The organism is Streptococcus equinus, assembly GCF_900104225.1.
Lineage (GTDB): Bacteria > Bacillota > Bacilli > Lactobacillales > Streptococcaceae > Streptococcus > Streptococcus equinus_D.
Map to the genome: position 1 here is coordinate 1 of NZ_FNJK01000010.1, position 19,475 is coordinate 19,475.

20 protein-coding genes are annotated in these 19,475 nt (G+C 37.9%); 2 read left to right on the plus strand and 18 right to left on the minus strand.

What is annotated here, in order from left to right:
• Positions 1-550: 550 nt before the first annotated feature.
• The 17 genes from rpsI to BLP98_RS08925 form a co-directional block, all read right to left on the minus strand.
• A complete protein-coding gene (gene rpsI, locus BLP98_RS08845; RefSeq protein WP_003067667.1) occupies positions 551-943 on the minus strand; it encodes a 30S ribosomal protein S9 in 393 nt (130 codons plus the stop codon).
• A 22-nt stretch (positions 944-965) separates the two neighbouring features.
• Positions 966-1,412, minus strand: a complete 447-nt coding sequence (gene rplM / locus BLP98_RS08850; RefSeq protein ID WP_074482944.1) for a 50S ribosomal protein L13 — start codon at positions 1,410-1,412, stop codon at positions 966-968.
• Between the two features lie 202 nt (positions 1,413-1,614).
• Positions 1,615-2,571, minus strand: coding sequence for a ketopantoate reductase family protein (locus BLP98_RS08855; protein ID WP_074482945.1), 957 nt, complete (start codon positions 2,569-2,571; stop codon positions 1,615-1,617).
• A gap of 105 nt (positions 2,572-2,676) precedes the next feature.
• Entirely contained in the window at positions 2,677-3,306 is a 630-nt protein-coding gene (locus tag BLP98_RS08860; RefSeq protein ID WP_074482946.1) for a helix-turn-helix transcriptional regulator, read from the minus strand.
• 111 nt (positions 3,307-3,417) lie between these two features.
• Positions 3,418-3,900: an ABC transporter permease gene (locus tag BLP98_RS08865; protein ID WP_074482947.1), complete on the minus strand. Its 483-nt coding sequence runs from the start codon at positions 3,898-3,900 to the stop codon at positions 3,418-3,420.
• Positions 3,901-3,982: 82 nt separating this feature from the next.
• The gene (locus tag BLP98_RS08870; RefSeq protein ID WP_074482948.1) at positions 3,983-4,843 is read right to left on the minus strand and encodes a DegV family protein; all 861 of its coding nucleotides are present in this window, start codon (positions 4,841-4,843) and stop codon (positions 3,983-3,985) included.
• 156 nt (positions 4,844-4,999) lie between these two features.
• The gene (locus BLP98_RS08875; RefSeq protein WP_074482949.1) at positions 5,000-5,512 is read right to left on the minus strand and encodes an NYN domain-containing protein; all 513 of its coding nucleotides are present in this window, start codon (positions 5,510-5,512) and stop codon (positions 5,000-5,002) included.
• A 48-nt stretch (positions 5,513-5,560) separates the two neighbouring features.
• On the minus strand, positions 5,561-6,310 hold the full coding sequence (gene rlmB, locus BLP98_RS08880) for a 23S rRNA (guanosine(2251)-2'-O)-methyltransferase RlmB (RefSeq protein ID WP_074482950.1): 750 nt from the start codon (positions 6,308-6,310) through the stop codon (positions 5,561-5,563).
• Positions 6,311-6,370: 60 nt separating this feature from the next.
• Entirely contained in the window at positions 6,371-6,772 is a 402-nt protein-coding gene (locus tag BLP98_RS08885) for a Mini-ribonuclease 3 (protein WP_074482951.1), read from the minus strand.
• A complete protein-coding gene (gene cysS, locus BLP98_RS08890; protein WP_074482952.1) occupies positions 6,765-8,111 on the minus strand; it encodes a cysteine--tRNA ligase in 1,347 nt (448 codons plus the stop codon). Before cysS ends, BLP98_RS08885 begins: the two co-directional genes overlap by 8 nt.
• Positions 8,112-8,143: 32 nt before the next feature.
• Positions 8,144-8,761, minus strand: a complete 618-nt coding sequence (gene cysE, locus BLP98_RS08895) for a serine O-acetyltransferase (RefSeq protein WP_074482953.1) — start codon at positions 8,759-8,761, stop codon at positions 8,144-8,146.
• A 15-nt stretch (positions 8,762-8,776) separates the two neighbouring features.
• Positions 8,777-9,532, minus strand: coding sequence for an SseB family protein (locus BLP98_RS08900; protein ID WP_074482954.1), 756 nt, complete (start codon positions 9,530-9,532; stop codon positions 8,777-8,779).
• Between the two features lie 45 nt (positions 9,533-9,577).
• Positions 9,578-11,770, minus strand: coding sequence for a polyribonucleotide nucleotidyltransferase (gene pnp / locus BLP98_RS08905; protein WP_074482955.1), 2,193 nt, complete (start codon positions 11,768-11,770; stop codon positions 9,578-9,580).
• A gap of 216 nt (positions 11,771-11,986) precedes the next feature.
• The gene (locus BLP98_RS08910; RefSeq protein WP_006531339.1) at positions 11,987-12,217 is read right to left on the minus strand and encodes a GlsB/YeaQ/YmgE family stress response membrane protein; all 231 of its coding nucleotides are present in this window, start codon (positions 12,215-12,217) and stop codon (positions 11,987-11,989) included.
• Positions 12,218-12,362: 145 nt separating this feature from the next.
• Positions 12,363-15,044 carry a bifunctional acetaldehyde-CoA/alcohol dehydrogenase gene (gene adhE / locus BLP98_RS08915; RefSeq protein ID WP_074482956.1) on the minus strand — a complete coding sequence of 894 codons (2,682 nt, stop codon included), beginning with the start codon at positions 15,042-15,044 and terminating at the stop codon, positions 12,363-12,365.
• 478 nt (positions 15,045-15,522) lie between these two features.
• Positions 15,523-15,792, minus strand: coding sequence for a 30S ribosomal protein S15 (gene rpsO, locus BLP98_RS08920; RefSeq protein ID WP_003063161.1), 270 nt, complete (start codon positions 15,790-15,792; stop codon positions 15,523-15,525).
• Between the two features lie 157 nt (positions 15,793-15,949).
• The gene (locus BLP98_RS08925; protein WP_074482957.1) at positions 15,950-17,110 is read right to left on the minus strand and encodes an MFS transporter; all 1,161 of its coding nucleotides are present in this window, start codon (positions 17,108-17,110) and stop codon (positions 15,950-15,952) included.
• A gap of 61 nt (positions 17,111-17,171) precedes the next feature.
• Between BLP98_RS08925 and BLP98_RS08930 the strand changes: the two genes are divergently transcribed.
• Both BLP98_RS08930 and def read left to right on the plus strand, forming a co-directional pair.
• The gene (locus tag BLP98_RS08930) at positions 17,172-17,843 is read left to right on the plus strand and encodes a Crp/Fnr family transcriptional regulator (protein ID WP_074482958.1); all 672 of its coding nucleotides are present in this window, start codon (positions 17,172-17,174) and stop codon (positions 17,841-17,843) included.
• A 66-nt stretch (positions 17,844-17,909) separates the two neighbouring features.
• Positions 17,910-18,524, plus strand: a complete 615-nt coding sequence (gene def / locus BLP98_RS08935; protein ID WP_074482959.1) for a peptide deformylase — start codon at positions 17,910-17,912, stop codon at positions 18,522-18,524.
• 357 nt (positions 18,525-18,881) lie between these two features.
• Here def and BLP98_RS08940 read toward each other — a convergent pair whose 3' ends face one another.
• Positions 18,882-19,427: an NADPH-dependent FMN reductase gene (locus tag BLP98_RS08940; RefSeq protein WP_074482960.1), complete on the minus strand. Its 546-nt coding sequence runs from the start codon at positions 19,425-19,427 to the stop codon at positions 18,882-18,884.
• Between the last annotated feature and the right edge of the window lie 48 nt (positions 19,428-19,475).

Below are 19,475 nucleotides of genomic sequence, written 5' to 3' on the forward strand. Positions count from 1 at the left end.
TTCTTTGACAGGTTACTTCCGTAACCCGCACGTTTGGTTCGTATTGTTCAGTTTTCAAAGGTCTTTGTCTCATCAGAGACAACTTCTATATTCTATCAAATTTAAAACTTGTTGTCAACACCTTTTTCAAGAAATTTTCAAACTTGTTTCAAACTTGTTACCGCTATCCTCTCGGACAACAGCTATATTAGTTTATCATTTCTATCACGCTTTGTCAAGAACTTTTTTTAAGTTTTTTTAAAGCCTTCTGAAATGTTTGCTGCCTCAAACAACAGCTTATTTAGTATACTAAACTTAACTTTCACTGTCAACACTTTTTTGATAGTTTTTTTACAGCATTAGCATCAATCCTGAAAGTTATTTTAAGCCCTTAAAAGCAGTTCTGTTTTTCATGCTTAGTTTTTTTCTTACCATACGTTTATTATGCTCTAAAAGAGCCTTATATCGCAGATTTTCAGCAAATGCGATAGCTATTTAGCTTTTAAAAGCAAAAAAAGACATCCAAGATAAAAATCTTGAATGTCTTGAAACGTTGATATAATCGTGTTGATTAACGTTTTGAGAATTGTGAAGCTTTACGAGCTTTTTTAAGACCTGGTTTTTTACGTTCAACCATACGTGCATCACGTGTAAGAAGACCAGCGCGTTTTAATGAATCACGGAAGTCTGGGTCTACTTGAAGCAATGCGCGAGCGATACCGTGACGGATAGCTCCTGATTGACCTGCGTATCCACCACCTACAACGTTAACGAAAACGTCGTATGAACCTACAGTTGAAGTAACTGCAAATGGTTGGTTGATAACAAGACGAAGGTCAGCATGTGGGATGTATTCTTCTACATCTTTTTTGTTAACAGTGATTTTACCAGTACCTGGAACCAAACGTACGCGTGCAACAGCGTTTTTACGACGACCAGTACCTGTGTATTGTGCTTGTGCCATTTAATTGATGCTCCTTTCTCTCTTAGATAAGTCCTTTGATATCAAGTACTTCTGGTTGTTGAGCAGCGTGTGTGTGTTCAGCACCAACGAAGACTTTCAATTTCATACCTTGTGCACGTCCAAGAGTGTTGTGTGGAAGCATGCCTTTAACTGATTTTTCAATCAAGCGAACAGCATTTTTAGAACGAAGTTCACCTGCTGAGATTTGTTTCAATCCACCTGGATACATTGAGTGAGTGTAGTAGATTTTATCAGTTGCTTTTTTACCAGTTAATTTAACTTTTTCAGCATTGATAACGATAACGAAGTCACCTGTATCAGTGTGTGGTGTAAATGTTGGTTTGTTTTTTCCGCGAAGTACGCTAGCAACTACTGCAGAAAGACGTCCAAGAGGTACATCTGTTGCGTCAACAACGTACCATTTACGTTCAACTTGGCCTGGTTTAGCCATGAATGTTGTTTTGTTCATGAGTTCTCCTATACGAATTCGTTTTTGTTTACAAAATGTGGATGTTCCGGTCCACGAGTTATTTGAAAGGTTCCGGGGCCTTACAAATGGGGTAAACAATACCGTTTATTATAATACCAAAAAAAGTGGTAGTAAGTCAATACTTACGAACCATCTTTTCTAAGTTTTTTTAGCTTTTTTCTGCACTTTTTGTCGAAAGCGGTTAGCGGAATTTCCGAGTATTTTCAGCTAAATGAACCAAGTGACGTAAGAAGTCGTGAGTCTTAGCTTGATAACCATTGGCTACACCTAAATCGTAAATATAACCATTGATATAATCAACTTCTGTCTCCCTACCTTTACTCATATCTTGATACATTGATGGGTAGTGAAGCGGACTCGTTTCTGCACTAACATATCGAATAGTCTCCCATTCTTGCTCACGACTGCCAAGTGGTTTTATTCCAGCCAACTCTGCAACATCATAGGCTTCATCAATTAACTGTTTTCCTAAAGCTTCTGCACCTTCATAATCAATATATTGCCCCATGCAGATTTCAAAAAGGGTGCAAATCGTATTAATAACTGAATTAAAAACAACCTTTGTATAAAGTGTTCCTAAAAAATTATCCGTCAGATTTGGATTAAGGTTTGATGCACTAAAATCAGCAATAATCTGCTTTTGAACGCTATCGACATGACCGGACTGTGCAGCTAAATTAATTGAACCTGCGCCAGCCTTTCCGATAAAATCGACATCTCCTGCAGCTTTTAAAACTGTTCCAATTAAACAAGTCCCTGCCAAAACTTTTTCAGGAACAAAATAGTGATTAATCTTTTCAATGTGCCCCATGCCATTCATGCCAGTAAAAACGTATTGACTACTATTGAAGAAATGTTTACTTCGCTCTAATAATTTTTGTAGATGCATCTGTTTATCAAAAATAATCAAGACATCTGGTTTTCCATGGTAGTTTTCTGGTAGGTAAATATCAATCGGAACCAAATGGCGGTTTTCGCCATCACGCGACTGGTAAACACCGCCTTGTTTTTGAATTGTATCAACTTGTTCCTGCCAAGTATCAATAAAGTCTACTTGAGCTCCCAAATGTTCCTTCAGCAATAGTCCAAATCGTAATCCCATTGCACCACTTCCAAGTACTGCATACGTTAAAGTCATCAATCTACCTCCCTTGATTTTTTAAAATTATATCACTTCTCTCAAAAAATAAAGCAGATTGAGGGTATTGAATTTTTCTATGGCTGGTTATAACTATTATGAATTTCACCCTTTAACACGAACATCATAGTCCAGACTAACAACCTTCTCGTGATAATTGTCAGCAGTGATTTGAACTTTATAAGACCCTTTTTTAAAGTAAAGTTTTTGGCTATCTTTTAATTCATCGCCATCAAGTTGATAGCAACACTTGTTATTTTCATCAACAATACTTAAATGTAAATCTCCATCGTCTGTCATCCCATTTACTTTAAGATTCAACTTTTCATCTTCTGGCAATGTGAAATAACCTTTAGCAACTTCTAAAGTTTTTTGGCTAGTTGCACTTTGACCATAAGTCTTATCTTTTTTCATTGAAAACTTGACTGAGTGTTCTTCATTATAGTTATACAAAAAGAATGCTCCGATAAGGCAAACCACTGTGGCAATTACAGCAAGCATTGGCCACAACTTCTTCTGCTTCTCAGGATTTTTTGAAACACTTGATTTTGTTTCTTTTTTGACTAATTGATCAACAGAGATGCCAAAATAATCACTAATTTTAATCAGCATTTCTACATCTGGATAGCTTTTTCCATTTTCCCAATTTGATACAGTCTGTCTTGAGACATGAAAAATATTAGCAAAATCATCCTGACTCAATTTTTCTTGTTTTCGTAATTCACTGATGTTCATTCTTTTTCCACCTTTCACCAAAATTATCCTCTTTTTTTCATTTGAATACTAGCAAATACCTTTTGACATCATAGCAAAACTCTTTGACATATCCCATTTAGCAATTTGACGTTACAAAAATTGCAACAAATAACCATCTATTACGGCAATTAGAAGATACATCACAAAAGCTCTTGTAAATGATTCTATATGTTTTCTAGGATTCTGATACAAGTTCTTTTCAGGCATTTTTGTAAAACGGATACGTTTTGTACGTCTCCACCAAATTAAATCAATCACAAGTAAATCAAACAAATTCAATCCTTGTCCTATAATGCTTAAACAAATGAAATTGTGTAAAAAGTTTGGCTTTCTAATAGCTATTCCCAAAATAAATAATATTACCAAAAAGATTAAAAAATTTAGCAAGAATGCCACACACTTATTAGTTGTTTTAACTTTTGCTCGATAATCCTCATTATTTCTTATCAAAGTCTGAACTTCATCTGGATACGATGAAAAACTTTTTAAATTTTTATCATCAGTTCCTGTCCCTAAAAAGCACAAGATAAAAAAGAACAGACACAAACCAACCGTCTCAATAGCTACAACCATCTTCCCTCACTCCAATTCAAATATTAAATACCACCGTCATTATGTTTTACAAAAAAAGCAGACTAAGTCCACTTTTTTGATTTTATCGTGCTTCTTTTCCGATAGTAAAGACAGCCAATGTCCCTGGTCCGACGTGTGCTGAAATGATTGGGCCTAATGGCATAATAAGAACATTGTCAATATCTTCGTGTTCTAACAATGATTTTTTAAGCGTTTCAGCCCCTTCAATGTCATTGGCGTAGGCAACCACAGCTGTCCTGTGAGCTAATGCTTGTGTCGCTTGTGAAACCACTTCTCTCAATGCTTTTTTACGTCCACGAATTTTAGCCAAAGGAACTAATTTACCAGAAGCTTCAATCCACAAAAGTGGCTTAATATTAGCTAAACTGCCCATGATGGCTGACGTTTTTGAAAGACGTCCACCACGCATCAAATGGTAAAGATCGTCAACCAAGAAATATGTTCGTAGACGTGGCAAAATATCGACAATCATCGCTTTTGTTTCTTCAAGTGTTTTACCTTCATCACGCGCTGCAGCTGCAAGAATAGACAAATACCCTTCACCACCTGCAGCAGCTAACGTATCAACAATCTCAATCGTAGCATCTGGATATTCTTCTAACACTAAATCACGCGCAATCATTGAACTTTGATAAGTCCCAGAAAGCACAGAAGAGAATGCTAAATAAAGGACTTTATCGCCATTTTCAGCGTGACGACGAAAAGATTCTTCAAATTGACCTACATTGACTTGACTAGTTGTTGGTTTTCCACCATTTTTCATACTTTCAAGCAATTTCTCACTAGTCAAACGATTAGGACCTACTGTTTCATAAATTTCCCCATCAAGCTGAACTGTTAAGCCTAAAATTTCAACATCATGATCATTTGCCCAATTCTCATCTAAATCTGCCGTTGAATCTGTTATTAATTTAAAAGTCATAATTCTCCCTTTTTAACACTTAAAACTATTTTCTTAACTAACATATTGTCTAAAATAACAATCATTCACCAAAAATACTTTGATTATCAAATGATTTATTTTTTATTATAACAAAAAAGCCCGCATTTAGCGAGCTCCTTTAAAAAGTTTACTAGTTTAAATGTCATCAAGTAACTGTTTTAATTGATCCATTTGCCCGTCATTCCATGGGCGAAGCTTTGGTGTGGTTAAATCGATATATTTTGACATTTTATCTAAATCTGACTTAACAGTGTTAACACGTTGTTCCAACTCACGTGCTGAGACACGAAGAGCTCCTTGTGAAAAAATGGTCCATTGTTCATTTAAGTCACTGGTAGCCACTTCTACAAGGTGACGTGGAGTATTTAACTCAGCAGCTGTACGTTCAATGTAAGAATCTGCTGTTTCATCTTCTTCTGTAAAAATGACTTGAATTTTATATTGATCGTAACGTTGACGAACACCTGGAACATATTGCGCATCAAAGACACAAATGATGTCAAGATTTTCAAAATGAGCGTAATTATTGAGCTTGCGTAGCAAAAGATTTCGCGCTTCATCTAATCGATTTGTCTTAAACAGTTGACGCGTTTCCTGCCAAAAGGCAATCATATTGTAACCATCAACTAAGAGGACTCTTTTCTTCATTTTTTATTCCTTTCATGGATGGCTAGTTTTTTTGGCTTTACATGAATCTTAGTCTACTTTATGACGGAAAACTTCATACATTAATACCGCTGCAGCGACACTAGCATTCAAACTTTGAACATGACCGTTCATCGGAATCGTAATCATCTCATCGACTTGTTTTTTGATATTTGGTGAGATACCTTTACCTTCGTTACCAATAATTAATGCTAATTTCCCTGAAGTATTCCATTTGTGAGATGGTGTTCCGTTCATATCTGTACCAAACACCCAGAAACCTTGTTCTTTTAACTTATCAAGTGTTTGGCTAAGGTTTGTTACACGTGCGATTGGCACATGCTCAACAGCACCTGTTGATGTTTTAGATACTACTGGAGTTACACCTACTGCACGATGTTTTGGAATAATTACACCAGTAACATTTGTAGCATCAGCTGTTCGCAAGATTGAGCCAAAATTATGTGGGTCATTAAGCCCATCCAAGATAAGAATAAGCGGATTTTCTTCTTGCGCAGCTTTTTCCAAAATGCTATCTAATTCAGCATAAGCAAATTCTGATACACGTAAAACAAAACCTTGGTGAACAGCACCATTAGTCATCTCACTAAGTGTCTTCTTAGGCGTCCAAGAGATAGAAACTTTCTTTTCAGCTGCTAGACTTTTAATTCGATCAACGTTTTTTCCACGTAAATCATCTTGAATGTAGAGTTTATTTCCTGTATTAGCCGTTAAACTTTCCGTTACTGCATGGACACCGTAAACGATGTCGTTTGCTTCATTAAAATCTTTGTTCTTCATAGTGTTATTATAACATGAAAACCAGCTCTCATGCGAGAACTGGCTATTTTTATTTTTTGCTTAATCTTCAATTTTTTCAACAGCTTGAATACACCAATCGATAAGTTCTTCCAGGCGATCAATTTGATCTGTCATATGAAGGTAACCCATCACCGCTTCAAACCCTGTTGACATGCGATAAGTCACGACATCAGCATTTTTGGCTTTAGTGTGGCTGTTGGTGTTACGACCACGTTTGTAGATTTCTTCTTCTTTTTCAGACAAAAGCTTTTCTTCAAGCATTAGATTAATCAACATAGCTTGAGCTTTGGCTGAGACGTATCTTGTAGCTTTACGGTGTAATTGATTAGGTTTCGTTAAACCTTGAAAAATCAAGTGCTTACGAACGTACATAGAATAAACCGCATCACCTTCAAATGCAAGAGCAATACCATTAATCAGATTGACATCTACCTTAGTCACGTGTCCACCTCACACCATCTTTAGTATCAAGCAATTTGATACCTTGAGCTGCTAGCTGATCACGAATAGCATCTGCTGTTGCAAAATCACGATTTGCACGGGCTTCTTGGCGTTTTTCAATCAATGCTTCGATATCCGCATCAAGCACTTCTTCTTCAAAAACAATACCAAATACAGCAAGCATTTTAGCAAAAGTATCTTTGGTTACTTGGTCATAATTCCCTGAATTAATCCATTTCGCCATGTCAAAGACAACTGTAATACCATTTGCTGTGTTGAAATCATCATCCATGGCTGCTTCAAAATCAGCCTTGAATTTTGCAAGTTCAGCTGCATCAACAGCTTCGCCAAGTGGCAAGGTAAAGGTATTTTTCAAATATTTAAGGTTAACCGATGCATCATGAACTGCTTTTTCAGTAAAGTTCACTGGTTTGCGGTATTGTTGTGTCGCAAGGAAGAAACGTAGCACTTGGCCATCGACAGTTTTTAACATATCATGAACTGTTACGAAGTTTCCAAGTGATTTTGACATTTTTTCATTGTCCACGTTAACAAAACCATTGTGCATCCAATAGTTTGCAAATGTCTTACCAGTTTTAGCTTCTGATTGAGCAATTTCATTTGTATGGTGTGGAAATTCTAAGTCAGCACCACCACCGTGGATATCAATGGTATCGCCCAAAATACTTGTCGCCATTACTGAACATTCAATGTGCCAGCCTGGACGACCTTGTCCCCATGGGCTTTGCCAAGAAACTTCACCAGGTTTAGCAGCTTTCCAGAGTGCAAAATCCAAAGGATTTTCTTTAATGTTACCTTCACCATCTACACGACCACTGGCACCTACTTCAAGGTCTTCTAAGGTTTTATTAGCTAATTTAGCGTAGTTTTTGCTTTTAGCGACACGAAAATACACGTCTCCGTTTGCTTCATAAGCAAAACCTTTATCCACCAAATCTTTAACAAAGGCAATAATCTCATCCATGTAATCAATGACACGAGGATTTTTTGTTGCAGGTTCTACACCAAGTTCCTTAACATCTTCCATAAAAGCAGCGATATATTTATCTGAGAAAGCTTTCGTATCCATGCCAGCTTCTGCTGCACCTTTGATGATTTTATCATCAACATCAGTAAAGTTAGAGATGTAATTAACTTTGTAACCACGGTATTCAAAGTAACGGCGAATAGTGTCAAAGGCAACAACACTACGAGCATTTCCGATATGGATATAATTGTAAACTGTTGGCCCGCAGACGTACATGTTAACTGTATTTTCAGTAATTGGCACGAAATCGCGCAAACTTCGAGTCATTGTATCATAAATCTTAATTGTCATGTTCCTTCCTCCAATCTCCATTTATCTTTCCATTAAAGTTTTGATGAATGTAAACTTTGATAGCGTGCTTCTTCCAATTTTGATGTGTAATACTCACGATGTTCTTCGAGGTCATGAATAGCATTTTCATCTTTTTTACCATGAACACGAACAACTTTCGCTGGCACTCCGACTACTGTTACATCTGCAGGAACATCTGAAACAACAACAGCTGCTGCACCTACTTTAGAATTTTTACCGATTTCGATAGGTCCAATAACTTGTGCATGGGCAGAAACAAGTGCTCCTTCACGTACAGTTGGGTGACGTTTTCCAACATCTTTACCTGTTCCACCAAGGGTTACACCATGATAGAGCATAACACCTTTCTCCACAATAGCTGTTTCACCAATAACAAGACCAGAACCATGGTCGATAAAGACACCCTCAGCAATTTCAGCTCCTGGGTGAATTTCAATTTGTGTCCAAAAGCGCCAGAATTGGCTATGCATGCGCGCTAATAATTTCAAGCCATGTTTCCACAAGAAATGTGAGATACGATGCGCAGCCAAAGCTTTGACACCAGGGTAAGTTAGTATAATCTCCAGAGAGCTACGAGCCGCTGGATCGTTTTTCTTTACAATATCAATGGTTTCTTTCCACCAACCCATATCTTCTCCTTTCTTTTATTCGTCTTCGTCGATTTCAGACCAATCAACAAGAATTTGTTGGTCATCAAAGGGATTAATGGCAACTCCGACCGTTTCATCAATGTCGTTTTCACCGTGTCCAGGTTGATAAATATCAGCCAAACGCCATGTCAAAATACTTCCTTGAGCATTACGAAATGGTGTTCCAAAATCTTTGTGGTTATACCATTTAGCAAAGCTTTGAAGATTTGAAAAGGCTGGAACATAGCTTTTACCTTCTGGTGTAGACATTGTTGGGAACATACGGTCAAAGCTTTTATCGTCACGTGGGTGAACAAAGGCTGGGACAAGGTAGTATTTGTCCAAAGTATCAGCCGCAAGGTTTTCTTCACCCATAAGTTTATTCAAAATAGTTGTGTAAGCATTCAAAAATTGGATTAATTCACTACTTTTGAAGATAGTTGAATTGCCAAAATCGCCTGTTTTCTTAAGGTTAAAGACAATTCCAGTTAATCCTTTTTCAATGACTTCTTTTAAAACATCCAAAGTTGGACGTTCAACCCAATTTTGATCATTGGCACTAGCTTGTTCAGATTTGAAAGTTTCCAAATCTTCCTTATCAGAAAAGACAGGAGTCACCTTTTGCCCTTCAATATCAAGAGCATAAGGTTGATCACTAGCCAAAACTGGGATGTTGTGCAAAACATTGACAAGCGCAATGCTATCTAAAAAGTTGTCTGGTGCGTTAACAAACGCGCGCAAACGAATATCAAGTTCATTTAAATTTGTCATCGTTAAACTCCACATTTATAAAAAGATGAGCAAGCCAAAAAGTGATTAGTCGATTTTATCGTGTTTTTCTTTGTGATCACGCAAGTGTCCGCCAAATGGTGAGTGCCCTTTGTGTTCTTTTTCATGTTTTTCAGCTCTTGGTGGACGTGGAAGAAGAGCTTTCATTGACGCATCAACACGTCCTTTGTCATCTACTTTGATAACTTTAACATCAACTTCGTCACCAACTTCAAGAACGTCAGAAACGTTAGCTGTACGTGTCCATGCAATTTCTGAAATGTGAACAAGGGCATCTGTCTTATCAAAGAGGTTAACAAAAGCACCGAATTTTTCAATACGAACAACTTTAGCGTGGTAAACTTCACCAACTTTAGCTTCACGAACTAAACCAGCAATAATTTCTTTGGCACGGTCGATAGCTGCTTGGTCTGATGAGTAGATAGATACATTTCCTTCTTCGTCGATATCGATTTTAACGCCAGTTTCTTCGATGATTTTATCGATAGTTTCGCCACCTTTACCGATAACCACTTTGATTTTATCAACATCAATTTTAATAGTATCAATTTTTGGTGCTGTTGGTGCCAAGTGAGTACGAGGAGCTGGGATAGTTGCTTCAATCAAATCAAGGATTTCAAAACGAGCTTTCTTAGCTTGGGCAAGAGCTTCTTTCAAGATTTGAGGAGTGATACCTTCAATCTTGATATCCATTTGAAGTGCCGTAATACCTTCACGTGTACCAGCAACTTTAAAGTCCATATCACCAAAGTGGTCTTCAAGACCTTGAATATCTGTCAAGATTGTGTAGTTGCTACCATCTGAAATCAATCCCATGGCAATACCAGCAACTGGTGCTTTGATTGGCACACCACCAGCCATAAGAGCAAGGGTACCTGCACAGATTGATGCTTGTGAAGATGAACCATTTGATTCCAAAACTTCAGCTACAAGACGGATAGCATATGGGAATTCTTCAAGGCTTGGAAGAACTTGTGCAAGAGCACGTTCACCGAGAGCACCGTGACCAATTTCACGACGACCTGGTGCACCGTAACGTCCAGTTTCACCAACAGAGAATTGTGGGAAATTGTAGTGGTGCAAGAAACGTTTCTTGTACTCAGCACCAAGTCCATCAACGATTTGAGTTTCACCCATTGGAGCAAGTGTCAAAACTGACAAGGCTTGAGTTTGTCCACGTGTGAAGAGACCTGAACCGTGAACTTTTGGAAGATAATCAATCTCAGCATCCAATGGACGGATTTCGTCAACACGACGACCATCAGGACGGATTTTATCTTCTGTAATCAAGCGACGAACTTCGGCATGTTCCATTTGTTCAAGAATTTCAGCCACGTCACGCATGATTGTTTCATAGTTTTCATCATCTGCGTAGCGTTCTTCGTAAACAGCAGTTACTTCTTCTTTGACAGCTTCAGTTGCTGCTTCACGCGCTTTTTTCTCTTCGACTTGAACAGCTTTTTGAAGGTCAGCATTGTAGGCTGCAATGATTTCAGCTTGCAATTCTGGGTCAACTTGTAGCAATTCAACTTCTGCTTTTTCTTTACCAACAGCTGCAACGATTTCTTCTTGGAAGGCAATCAATTCTTGAACTGCTTCATGTCCTTTAAGAAGAGCTTCAAGCATAATGTCTTCTGACAATTCTTTAGCACCAGATTCAACCATGTTGATGGCTTCTTTTGTACCGGCAACAGTCAATTCAAGAAGAGATGCTTCTTTTTGTTCAGCTGATGGGTTGATGATAAATTCACCATCGATATAAGCCACTTGAACCCCTGCGATTGGTCCATTGAATGGAATATCTGAAATAGACAAGGCTAATGAGCTACCAAACATGGCTGCCATTGGTGCGCTAGCATCTTCATCATAAGAAAGAACAGTGTTAATCACTTGAACTTCGTTACGGAAACCTTCAGCAAACATTGGACGAATTGGACGGTCAATCAAACGTGCTGTCAATGTCGCATCAGTTGTTGGACGACCTTCACGTTTGTTGAAACCACCAGGAAATTTCCCAGCAGCATACATTTTTTCTTCGTAGTTTACTTGAAGTGGGAAGAAGTCACCAGTTGACATTTTTTTAGACATGACAGCTGCACTAAGAACAGTTGATTCACCGTAACGAATCACTGCAGCACCGTTAGCTTGTTTAGCAACTTGACCAATTTCAACAACAAGTGGATGACCTGCAAAAGTCGTTTCAAAAGTTTGTTTTGACATTTTTATTCCTCTAACATTTTATTTTGATACGTCTGTTTTCTACAAAAACCAGTCTGTAAAAGACTTATAAACTCGTCTTTGCATAAAACCACGTATCTCCATTATTTTATCACATTTTATAGGAAATAGCAGAGCTTGCAGCACAGTTTTTTAAGAATCATTAAAAAGCAGCTACCAAACAGTAACTGCTTCTTCTTATAGCGTTTTATCAAATAATTACCCAAAAAATAAATCAACAACTGCAATAACGATAATGGCGCCAAGTACAGATGGTAAAATTGCCATGCCAGCAAGACTAGGTCCCCAATAACCAAACAAACTTTGACCAACAAATGAGCCCACTAGACCTGCAAAAATATTATAAATGCAGCCCATTGACTCACCTTTCTTAGTGATAGCTCCTGCGATTATCCCAATCAAAGCCCCAACAATTAATGATCCAATCATAACAGTCTCCTTTAATGCAATATCTCTAGACAGGTCTTACAAAAATCCCTGATTAACCGTTTTTATTAACACTTTCATTCTACCACAAAAGCCTCCCAAAGGGAGGCTTAAAAATGTCAACTAATACAATTGTTAAGAAGAGGTATTAGAACATGTCAATCAACAATTGTTTCAACTCAGCAATATATGGTTGACGAGGGTTAGCAGGTGTACATTGGTCATCGTAAGCAAGTGATGCTAATTTATCAACAGCTGCATCAAAGGCTTCTTTTGTAACACCGTTAGCAGAAAGACGAGGGTCAACATCAACGGCTTTCATCAAAGCATCAATACGTTCGCAAAGTGCTTCTACCAATGCTGCATCATCTTTACCTTTAAGACCAAGGCTACGAGCGATATCAGCGTAGTCACGTTGTGCACGGTATTCTTCATAGCGTGGGAAGACTGAACGTTTTACATTTCCAGCCACACCGTTGTAGCGGATAACGTGTTGCATAGCAATTGAGATAGCTAAACCGTGAGGAAGGCCAAATTCACCACCAGTTTTGTGTGCGATTGAATGGTTAATACCCAAGAAAGCATTTGAGAAGGCCATACCAGCAAGAGTTGCTGCGTAGTGCATGTTTTCACGTGCTTGTTCACCACGAAGTGTTGGGTGTTTAGGATCATAGTTATATGAATCTTCCAAGTTTTCGATAACCAACTTGATAGCTTCAAGTGACCATGGACGAGTCAAATCAGATGCCATAACTGAAACATAAGCTTCAAGGGCATGTGACAAAGTATCAAGACCAGAAAGAGCTACTGTGCGTTTTGGCACTGTCATAACAAATTCTGGGTCCACGATAGCAACTTGTGGTGTCAATTCATAGTCAGTCAATGGATATTTAACGTGAGTATGATCATCAGTAATAACAGCGTAAGGTGTTACTTCTGAACCTGTACCAGATGTTGTTGGGATACAGAAGAGACGAGTTGCTGTTTGATGTTTGAATTTTACGATACGTTTACGGATATCAATGAATTTTTGTTGCAAACGTAAGAAGAGTTCGCTGACGTTCTCATAGCTGTCAAGGAAATCAGCTTCTTGATCAAGTGAGTATTCATAGATGTAACGTGCAATTTTAGCTGCATCAAGAGCAGAACCACCACCGACTGCGATAACTGTGTCTGGTTTGAAATCACGCATTTGTTTGGCAATTTCAATCGTTTGACCAAGTGTTGGGTCTGGTTTGATAGTGCCGTAAATTGATGTCGCAACTTTTTCATCACGCAATGCCAATTGAGCAAGGACAGTATCAACAAAACCAAATTGAACCATACCTGGGTCAGCAACAATCAAAGCACGTTGCATTGGTTCGTATTCATCTTGCAAGTAAGAAATGGCATTTTTTTCGTAGTAAGTTTTTTCTGGTAGGCGAATCCATTGAGGACGGTTGCGACGTTTGGCAACTGTCTTAACATTTAAGAGATCGCCAGTTGAAAGATTGTGTGACAATGAATTTTTCCCCCATGATCCTGTTCCAAGTGTTAAGCTAGCTTTAAGTGCGTCTGTGTAGACATCACCGATACCTCCGACTGAATCTGGTTGGTTAACCAAGACACGAGATGCTTTCACAGCGTCGCCATATTCAGCAACAAATGGGTCTGCTTGGGAACCAATTTGAATACCAGCATTGTGTCCTGCACCTTGGTAGTCAAGAAGTGCTTCAACAATTTCAACACCTTCAGCACGATCTTTAGCTTTATAAACTGAAAGGAGTGGAGAAAGTTTTTCAGAAGATAGTTTTTCACCGATATTTTTCTTATCAAGTTCAAACAAGAGAACATCTTTACCTTCTGGTAATTTGACACCGGCTTGTTCACAAATCCAAGTCGCAGGCATTCCGGCAACCGGACCATTAACTCCGTGTCTGTCGTTAAAGACAAAGTCTTCGATTTTCTTATAGTCCTTTTTAGGTACAAGGTAGGCACCTTTATCTTGCATTTTTTGAAGCCATTCGTCATAAATCGGTGCTTCAACAACTGCAGAGTTTTCAGTGGCACAAATCATACCGTTATCAAAACGTTTTGATAACAATAAGTCTTCAACAGCGCGGTCAACGTGTGCTGTTGCATCAACGTAGATAGCACCATTACCAGCACCAACACCCATTGATGGGTTACCTGATTTAAGAGCGGCATTTACCATGCCAGGTCCACCAGTTGCCAAAATAGAAGCAATCTTCGGATTTTGGATAAGCGCTGATGTATTGGCAAGAGATGGTGTTTCAATCCATTGAACAATGTTTTCTGGAGCACCAGCTTTCACTGCGGCATCATAAAGAATTTGTGCGGCATGTGCTGAACAGTTTTGCGCTTGTGGGTGGAAAGCAAAGACAATCGCATTACGTGTTTTAAGAGCTACCAAAATCTTGAACATGGTTGTTGATGTTGGGTTTGTTGTTGGAACAATACCAGCCAAAACACCAAGAGGTGCAGCAATTTGGATACTTCCTGAAACCTTATCTTCCCCAATGATACCTACTGTTTTTTCATTTTTGATACGTTCATAAACATACTCAGTAGCGAAGTGGTTCTTAATATCTTTATCTTCAACGACACCACGACCAGTTTCTGCATGAGCTTCTTTTGCTAATTCAAGCGAAGCTTCTGAACCTGCAAGAGCCATCGCTGCGACAATGTTATCAACTTGTTCTTGTGAATAAGTTGCATAAACACGTTCAGCTTCAAGAGCTTTTTCGACAAGAGCTCCAGTGTACTGTTGAGCCAATTCTTCTGCGCTCAACTCGTTATTCTTTACATCTGCATTTGTTGCTTTAGCCATTAAGAAAACCTCCTTATAAGTACCCTTAAAAATAAGTGCCTCATTTTTTGAGAAGAACTATATTAATGATTGATACTAAAATAAAAACAAGACCGTATAGTCTGGAATTTCAAAACTCAACGTTATTACTTGAGGTTCTCTTCACTACATAAACTACACAAAATCAAAAGTTAAATTCTTTAATCATCATATCATTGTGATATTCTTCACCAACCATATTAACCCTTTTTCAAAAAAAGGTCAAGTATTTTTTGTAAGCTTTTTCATTTTTATTGTAAAGCTAATGTAAGGGGATACATTTATATACCTATCTTTTCCTTTTACACTAATACTTTTGCCACTTTTGACATTTTCATCTTCAGCAAAAACTCATTTTCATTAAAAATCTGTCCTTCAATATCTTTCAAAATAAGTAACTGAATATACAAAAAAAGCTCCTTGGAAAATCCAAGAAGCTTTTGCTCGACCGAACGTCAGATTAACGACGAAGACCAAGTGATGCGATCAATTCGCGGTAACGGTTAACGTCTGTGCGGCGAAGGTATGCCAACAAGTTACGACGGTGACCGATTTTTTTCATCAATCCACGGTAAGTAGCGTGGTCTTTTTTGTGTTGTTTAATGTGTTCGTTAAGGTGGTTGATTTCCCAAGTAAGAACAGCTACTTGAACTTCAACTGAACCTGTGTCACCTTCGTGACGTGCGTATTGAGCGATGATTTCATTTTTTTTCTCTTTTGAGATTGCCATAATTTTTCTCCTTTATATTGCTTCATCCGAGTGGTAGGTTTTTGGCGGATCCTACGACCAAGAAGAAGTTACTTGTCTTACGACAGTCCTTATTGTAGCAGATTACTTCTGCTTTTGTCAAAGGTTTTCCCTTAATTTAACGTGACTTTAACACAAATTAATTTTTCTTTGAAAAACGTGTTTTAATAATCAAACCTAGGCAAATAACCAAGCTGATAACAGCGTAAATGATAAAGGCAAAGCCTGGTTGTGGACTAAATTTTGAGAAGAGGTTCAAAACAATAGCTGCGCTTGCCCCACCAAGATTACAGAAAATCAAGATAAGCGTAGTCGCATTTCCGATTAATTGCGGTGAAACGTTAGTTGAAACATCACTAAAGACGCAGGTAACCACAATACTGTACCAGAAGCCTGATAGCATTGCACCGATTAGCATCACCCAAAGATTGTTAGCAAAACCTACCATAAATAGTCCAAGAGCAAATGGAATCATTGAAATGGTAATCAAGTTTTTGCTAAAGCGTCCAAGCAAACCTTCAAAACAAATTCCTGAAAGAATTCCCATAAGCATCATGCCACTCAAGATTAAGCTGGCTTGACGAGGACTTCCAAGATGCAATTGGTCAACAATAACTGGGATTCGAAGACTATTTGCGCTGTTAATATTAATTACAAAACCAGCTAACAGCGATAATCCAACAATATATAAAATATCAGCTTTTGTAAACTTAGCACGTGATTCTTTTGGGGTATCTTTAACTTTTCCCTTAGCTTTTGGTGCAAAGAGAAGGTAGAATACGAGAATTGGTAAAGCAAATAAATAAACACTAAACGTCCATGACCAACCTAGAACAACAAGAAAACCAACAATCATGGTCAACAAGGCGTTACCAATAATTTCAAACGATCCACGAAGGCCAAGCATTTGAGCTTGTTCTCTACCAGCATAAGTTTCACTAATGATACTAATCGCACGTGAGTTAATAAAACCAATTCCAATACCAAGTAAAACACGTGAGACCACAACTAATGAGTAGCTCTGCAACATTACAGGCATACTACCACCAAAGGCAATTAATAAAAGTCCAAGAATAATGCTGAGACGCTCAGAAATCAGACGTTCAATTATTGGATTTAACAACAACATGGCAAGAATTGCAAAAGATGATAGTGAAAATAAAAATTCAACTTGACTAACAGCGTATCCTTGCTGATGAAATGTTGTAATCATTTGGGGTAATGCTGTCGACGGTGATAGAGTCGAGACCAGCATTAAAGATAAAGATAGGAGACTAAATTTCTCCAAAAATGTTTTCATAGAAACTCCTTACTTGTTTTTTTCATCATTTCCAGTATAATCAAAGTTAGCGCATAAAAATATGACTTTTGTCACAAAGGAGGTCTGTGTGTCTTTAGAAAAATATATCCAAGACTATCAGCTTGAAAAAATCTTTCCAAGACATTATTTTGATAAATTGCAAGTTCGCGAATTAGCTGCCGGAGATGCTATTTGTCACCAAGGAGAAGCCCTAACGGCACTTTCTTTTTTCGCTAAAGGAAAATTGAAAATTGTTCGCCGTCTCTTTAACGGTAAAGAACATATTTTAGATATCAAGGAAAAACCAACCCTCATCGGTGATATTGAATTATTAACTAATCAACCGATTGTCTCTTCAGTTGTTGCTCTTGAAGATACTCTGGTTATCCAACTTCCCTTGACTGGAATTCGCGAAGAATTATTAGCTGATAATGATTTACTCCTAAATCTTAGCAGAGGACTTGCTCAGTCGCTTTATGAGCAAAACATCCATGCCTCAACGAACTTGAATTACACACTTAAAGAACGCCTAGCTACTCATATCTTGGCTATCGAAGATAAAGGTGTCTTCAAACTAGAATTAACTAATCTTGCTGATTCCTTCAGTGTCAGCTACCGTCATTTACTTCGTGTCATTCATGAATTTATCGATTTAGGAATTATTGAAAAACGTCGCCCTAACTATTATATCAAAGATATGGCGCAACTCATTGACTTGAAGATTACTAACTGAGCCTTTAGCTTTCTCGTTCAGCATTTTTATGCTATAGTGTTATATAGAATAATTTGAGGAGAAAATATGTCAGTTATTGAAAAATTAGCTAAACCAAGTCATTTAATCAATATGAACGATATTATTCGCGAAGGTCATCCAACTTTGCGTAAGATTTGTGATGATGTCACATTCCCATTATCTGATGAAGAAATCATTTTAGGTGAAAAAATGATGCAGTTCTTGAAAAATTCTCAAGACCCTGTAACAGCTGAAAAAATGGGCTTGCGCGGTGGTGTTGGTCTTGCAGCACCACAATTGAATGTTTCAAAACGAATCATTGCCGTTCTTGTGCCAAATATGGAAGATAAAGATGGTAACCCACCAAAAGAAGCTTACAGCATCCAAGAAGTGATGTACAATCCGAAAGTTGTTGCACACTCAGTTCAAGATGCAGCGCTTGCTGATGGTGAAGGCTGCTTGTCTGTTGACCGTGTCGTTGAAGGATACGTTGTCCGACACTCTCGTGTTACAGTTGAGTACTTCGATAAAAATGGTGAAAAACACCGCATCAAACTTAAAGGTTACAACTCAATCGTCGTTCAACACGAAATTGACCACACAAATGGTATCATGTTCTACGATCACATCAACGAAAAGAACCCATTTGCTATCAAAGACGGTATGCTAATTGTCGAATAATACATAGAGAAACTGAGGACATTTCCTCAGTTTTTTTGTATATAACAAACGAGAGTGGGACAAATAAAAACTAAAAAGCGAATCAGTAGTTTCATAGAAACTTGATTTCTCAGCAAATCTCAATTTCTTGTTGCTGACCTAAAACGGTCTATCCTCAAACCGTTTTTGACACTGTGTTTTGTTTATTATAACTATATAAATAAAGAGGCTGGGAACTTTTATCCCAACCTCTTTTTATTTAGTCACAGCGTTATATTGAAAGGCTAAACCAATATTACTGTGAAGATAGTGAGTTAAGCAAAAATAGGAAAGCTCACTCACGGATTCGTTAAATGTTTAAAAAGCTTAGATTAATCATTAATCAATTGCAGCAAGAAGTGCTTGAGCTTGTTTATCAAGGTTGGCAAGAACATCATCAGTCGCCACAAACTTACCGTCAACCCATGCTGAGTCATTCACTTGTGTTGTAGTAATTTCATCAACAAATTGTGTACGAATGAATGGGAATAATGCGCGATAAGCATCTGCCACTGGTTCGTGTCCACCATTTGCAAGGATAGAAACAGTTGTGACTTTTTCATTAAGCGCTGATGGACCTGTTGGATCAGAAAGATCAAGAGCACGGCTCAACCAATCAAGCAAGTTCTTAACAGAACCTGGAATAGCAAAGTTATAAACTGGTGAGAAGAGCCAAATGGCATCTGCTGCCAAAACTGCATCGCGCACAGCTTGAACAGCGGCTGGTGTATTAACTTCTAAATCTTGTGAAAAGACTGGTACTTCTGACCAATCAAGGTAAGAAACTTCTGCTTTTCCTTCAAGTGCTTTTTCAGCATTTTTTGCCATTTGAGCATTGAAAGAACCTTCACGTAATGAACCGACAACAAATAGAATTTTTTTCATGATATTTCTCCTAACAAAAAGGTATTAGTATTTTAATAATCAAAAATC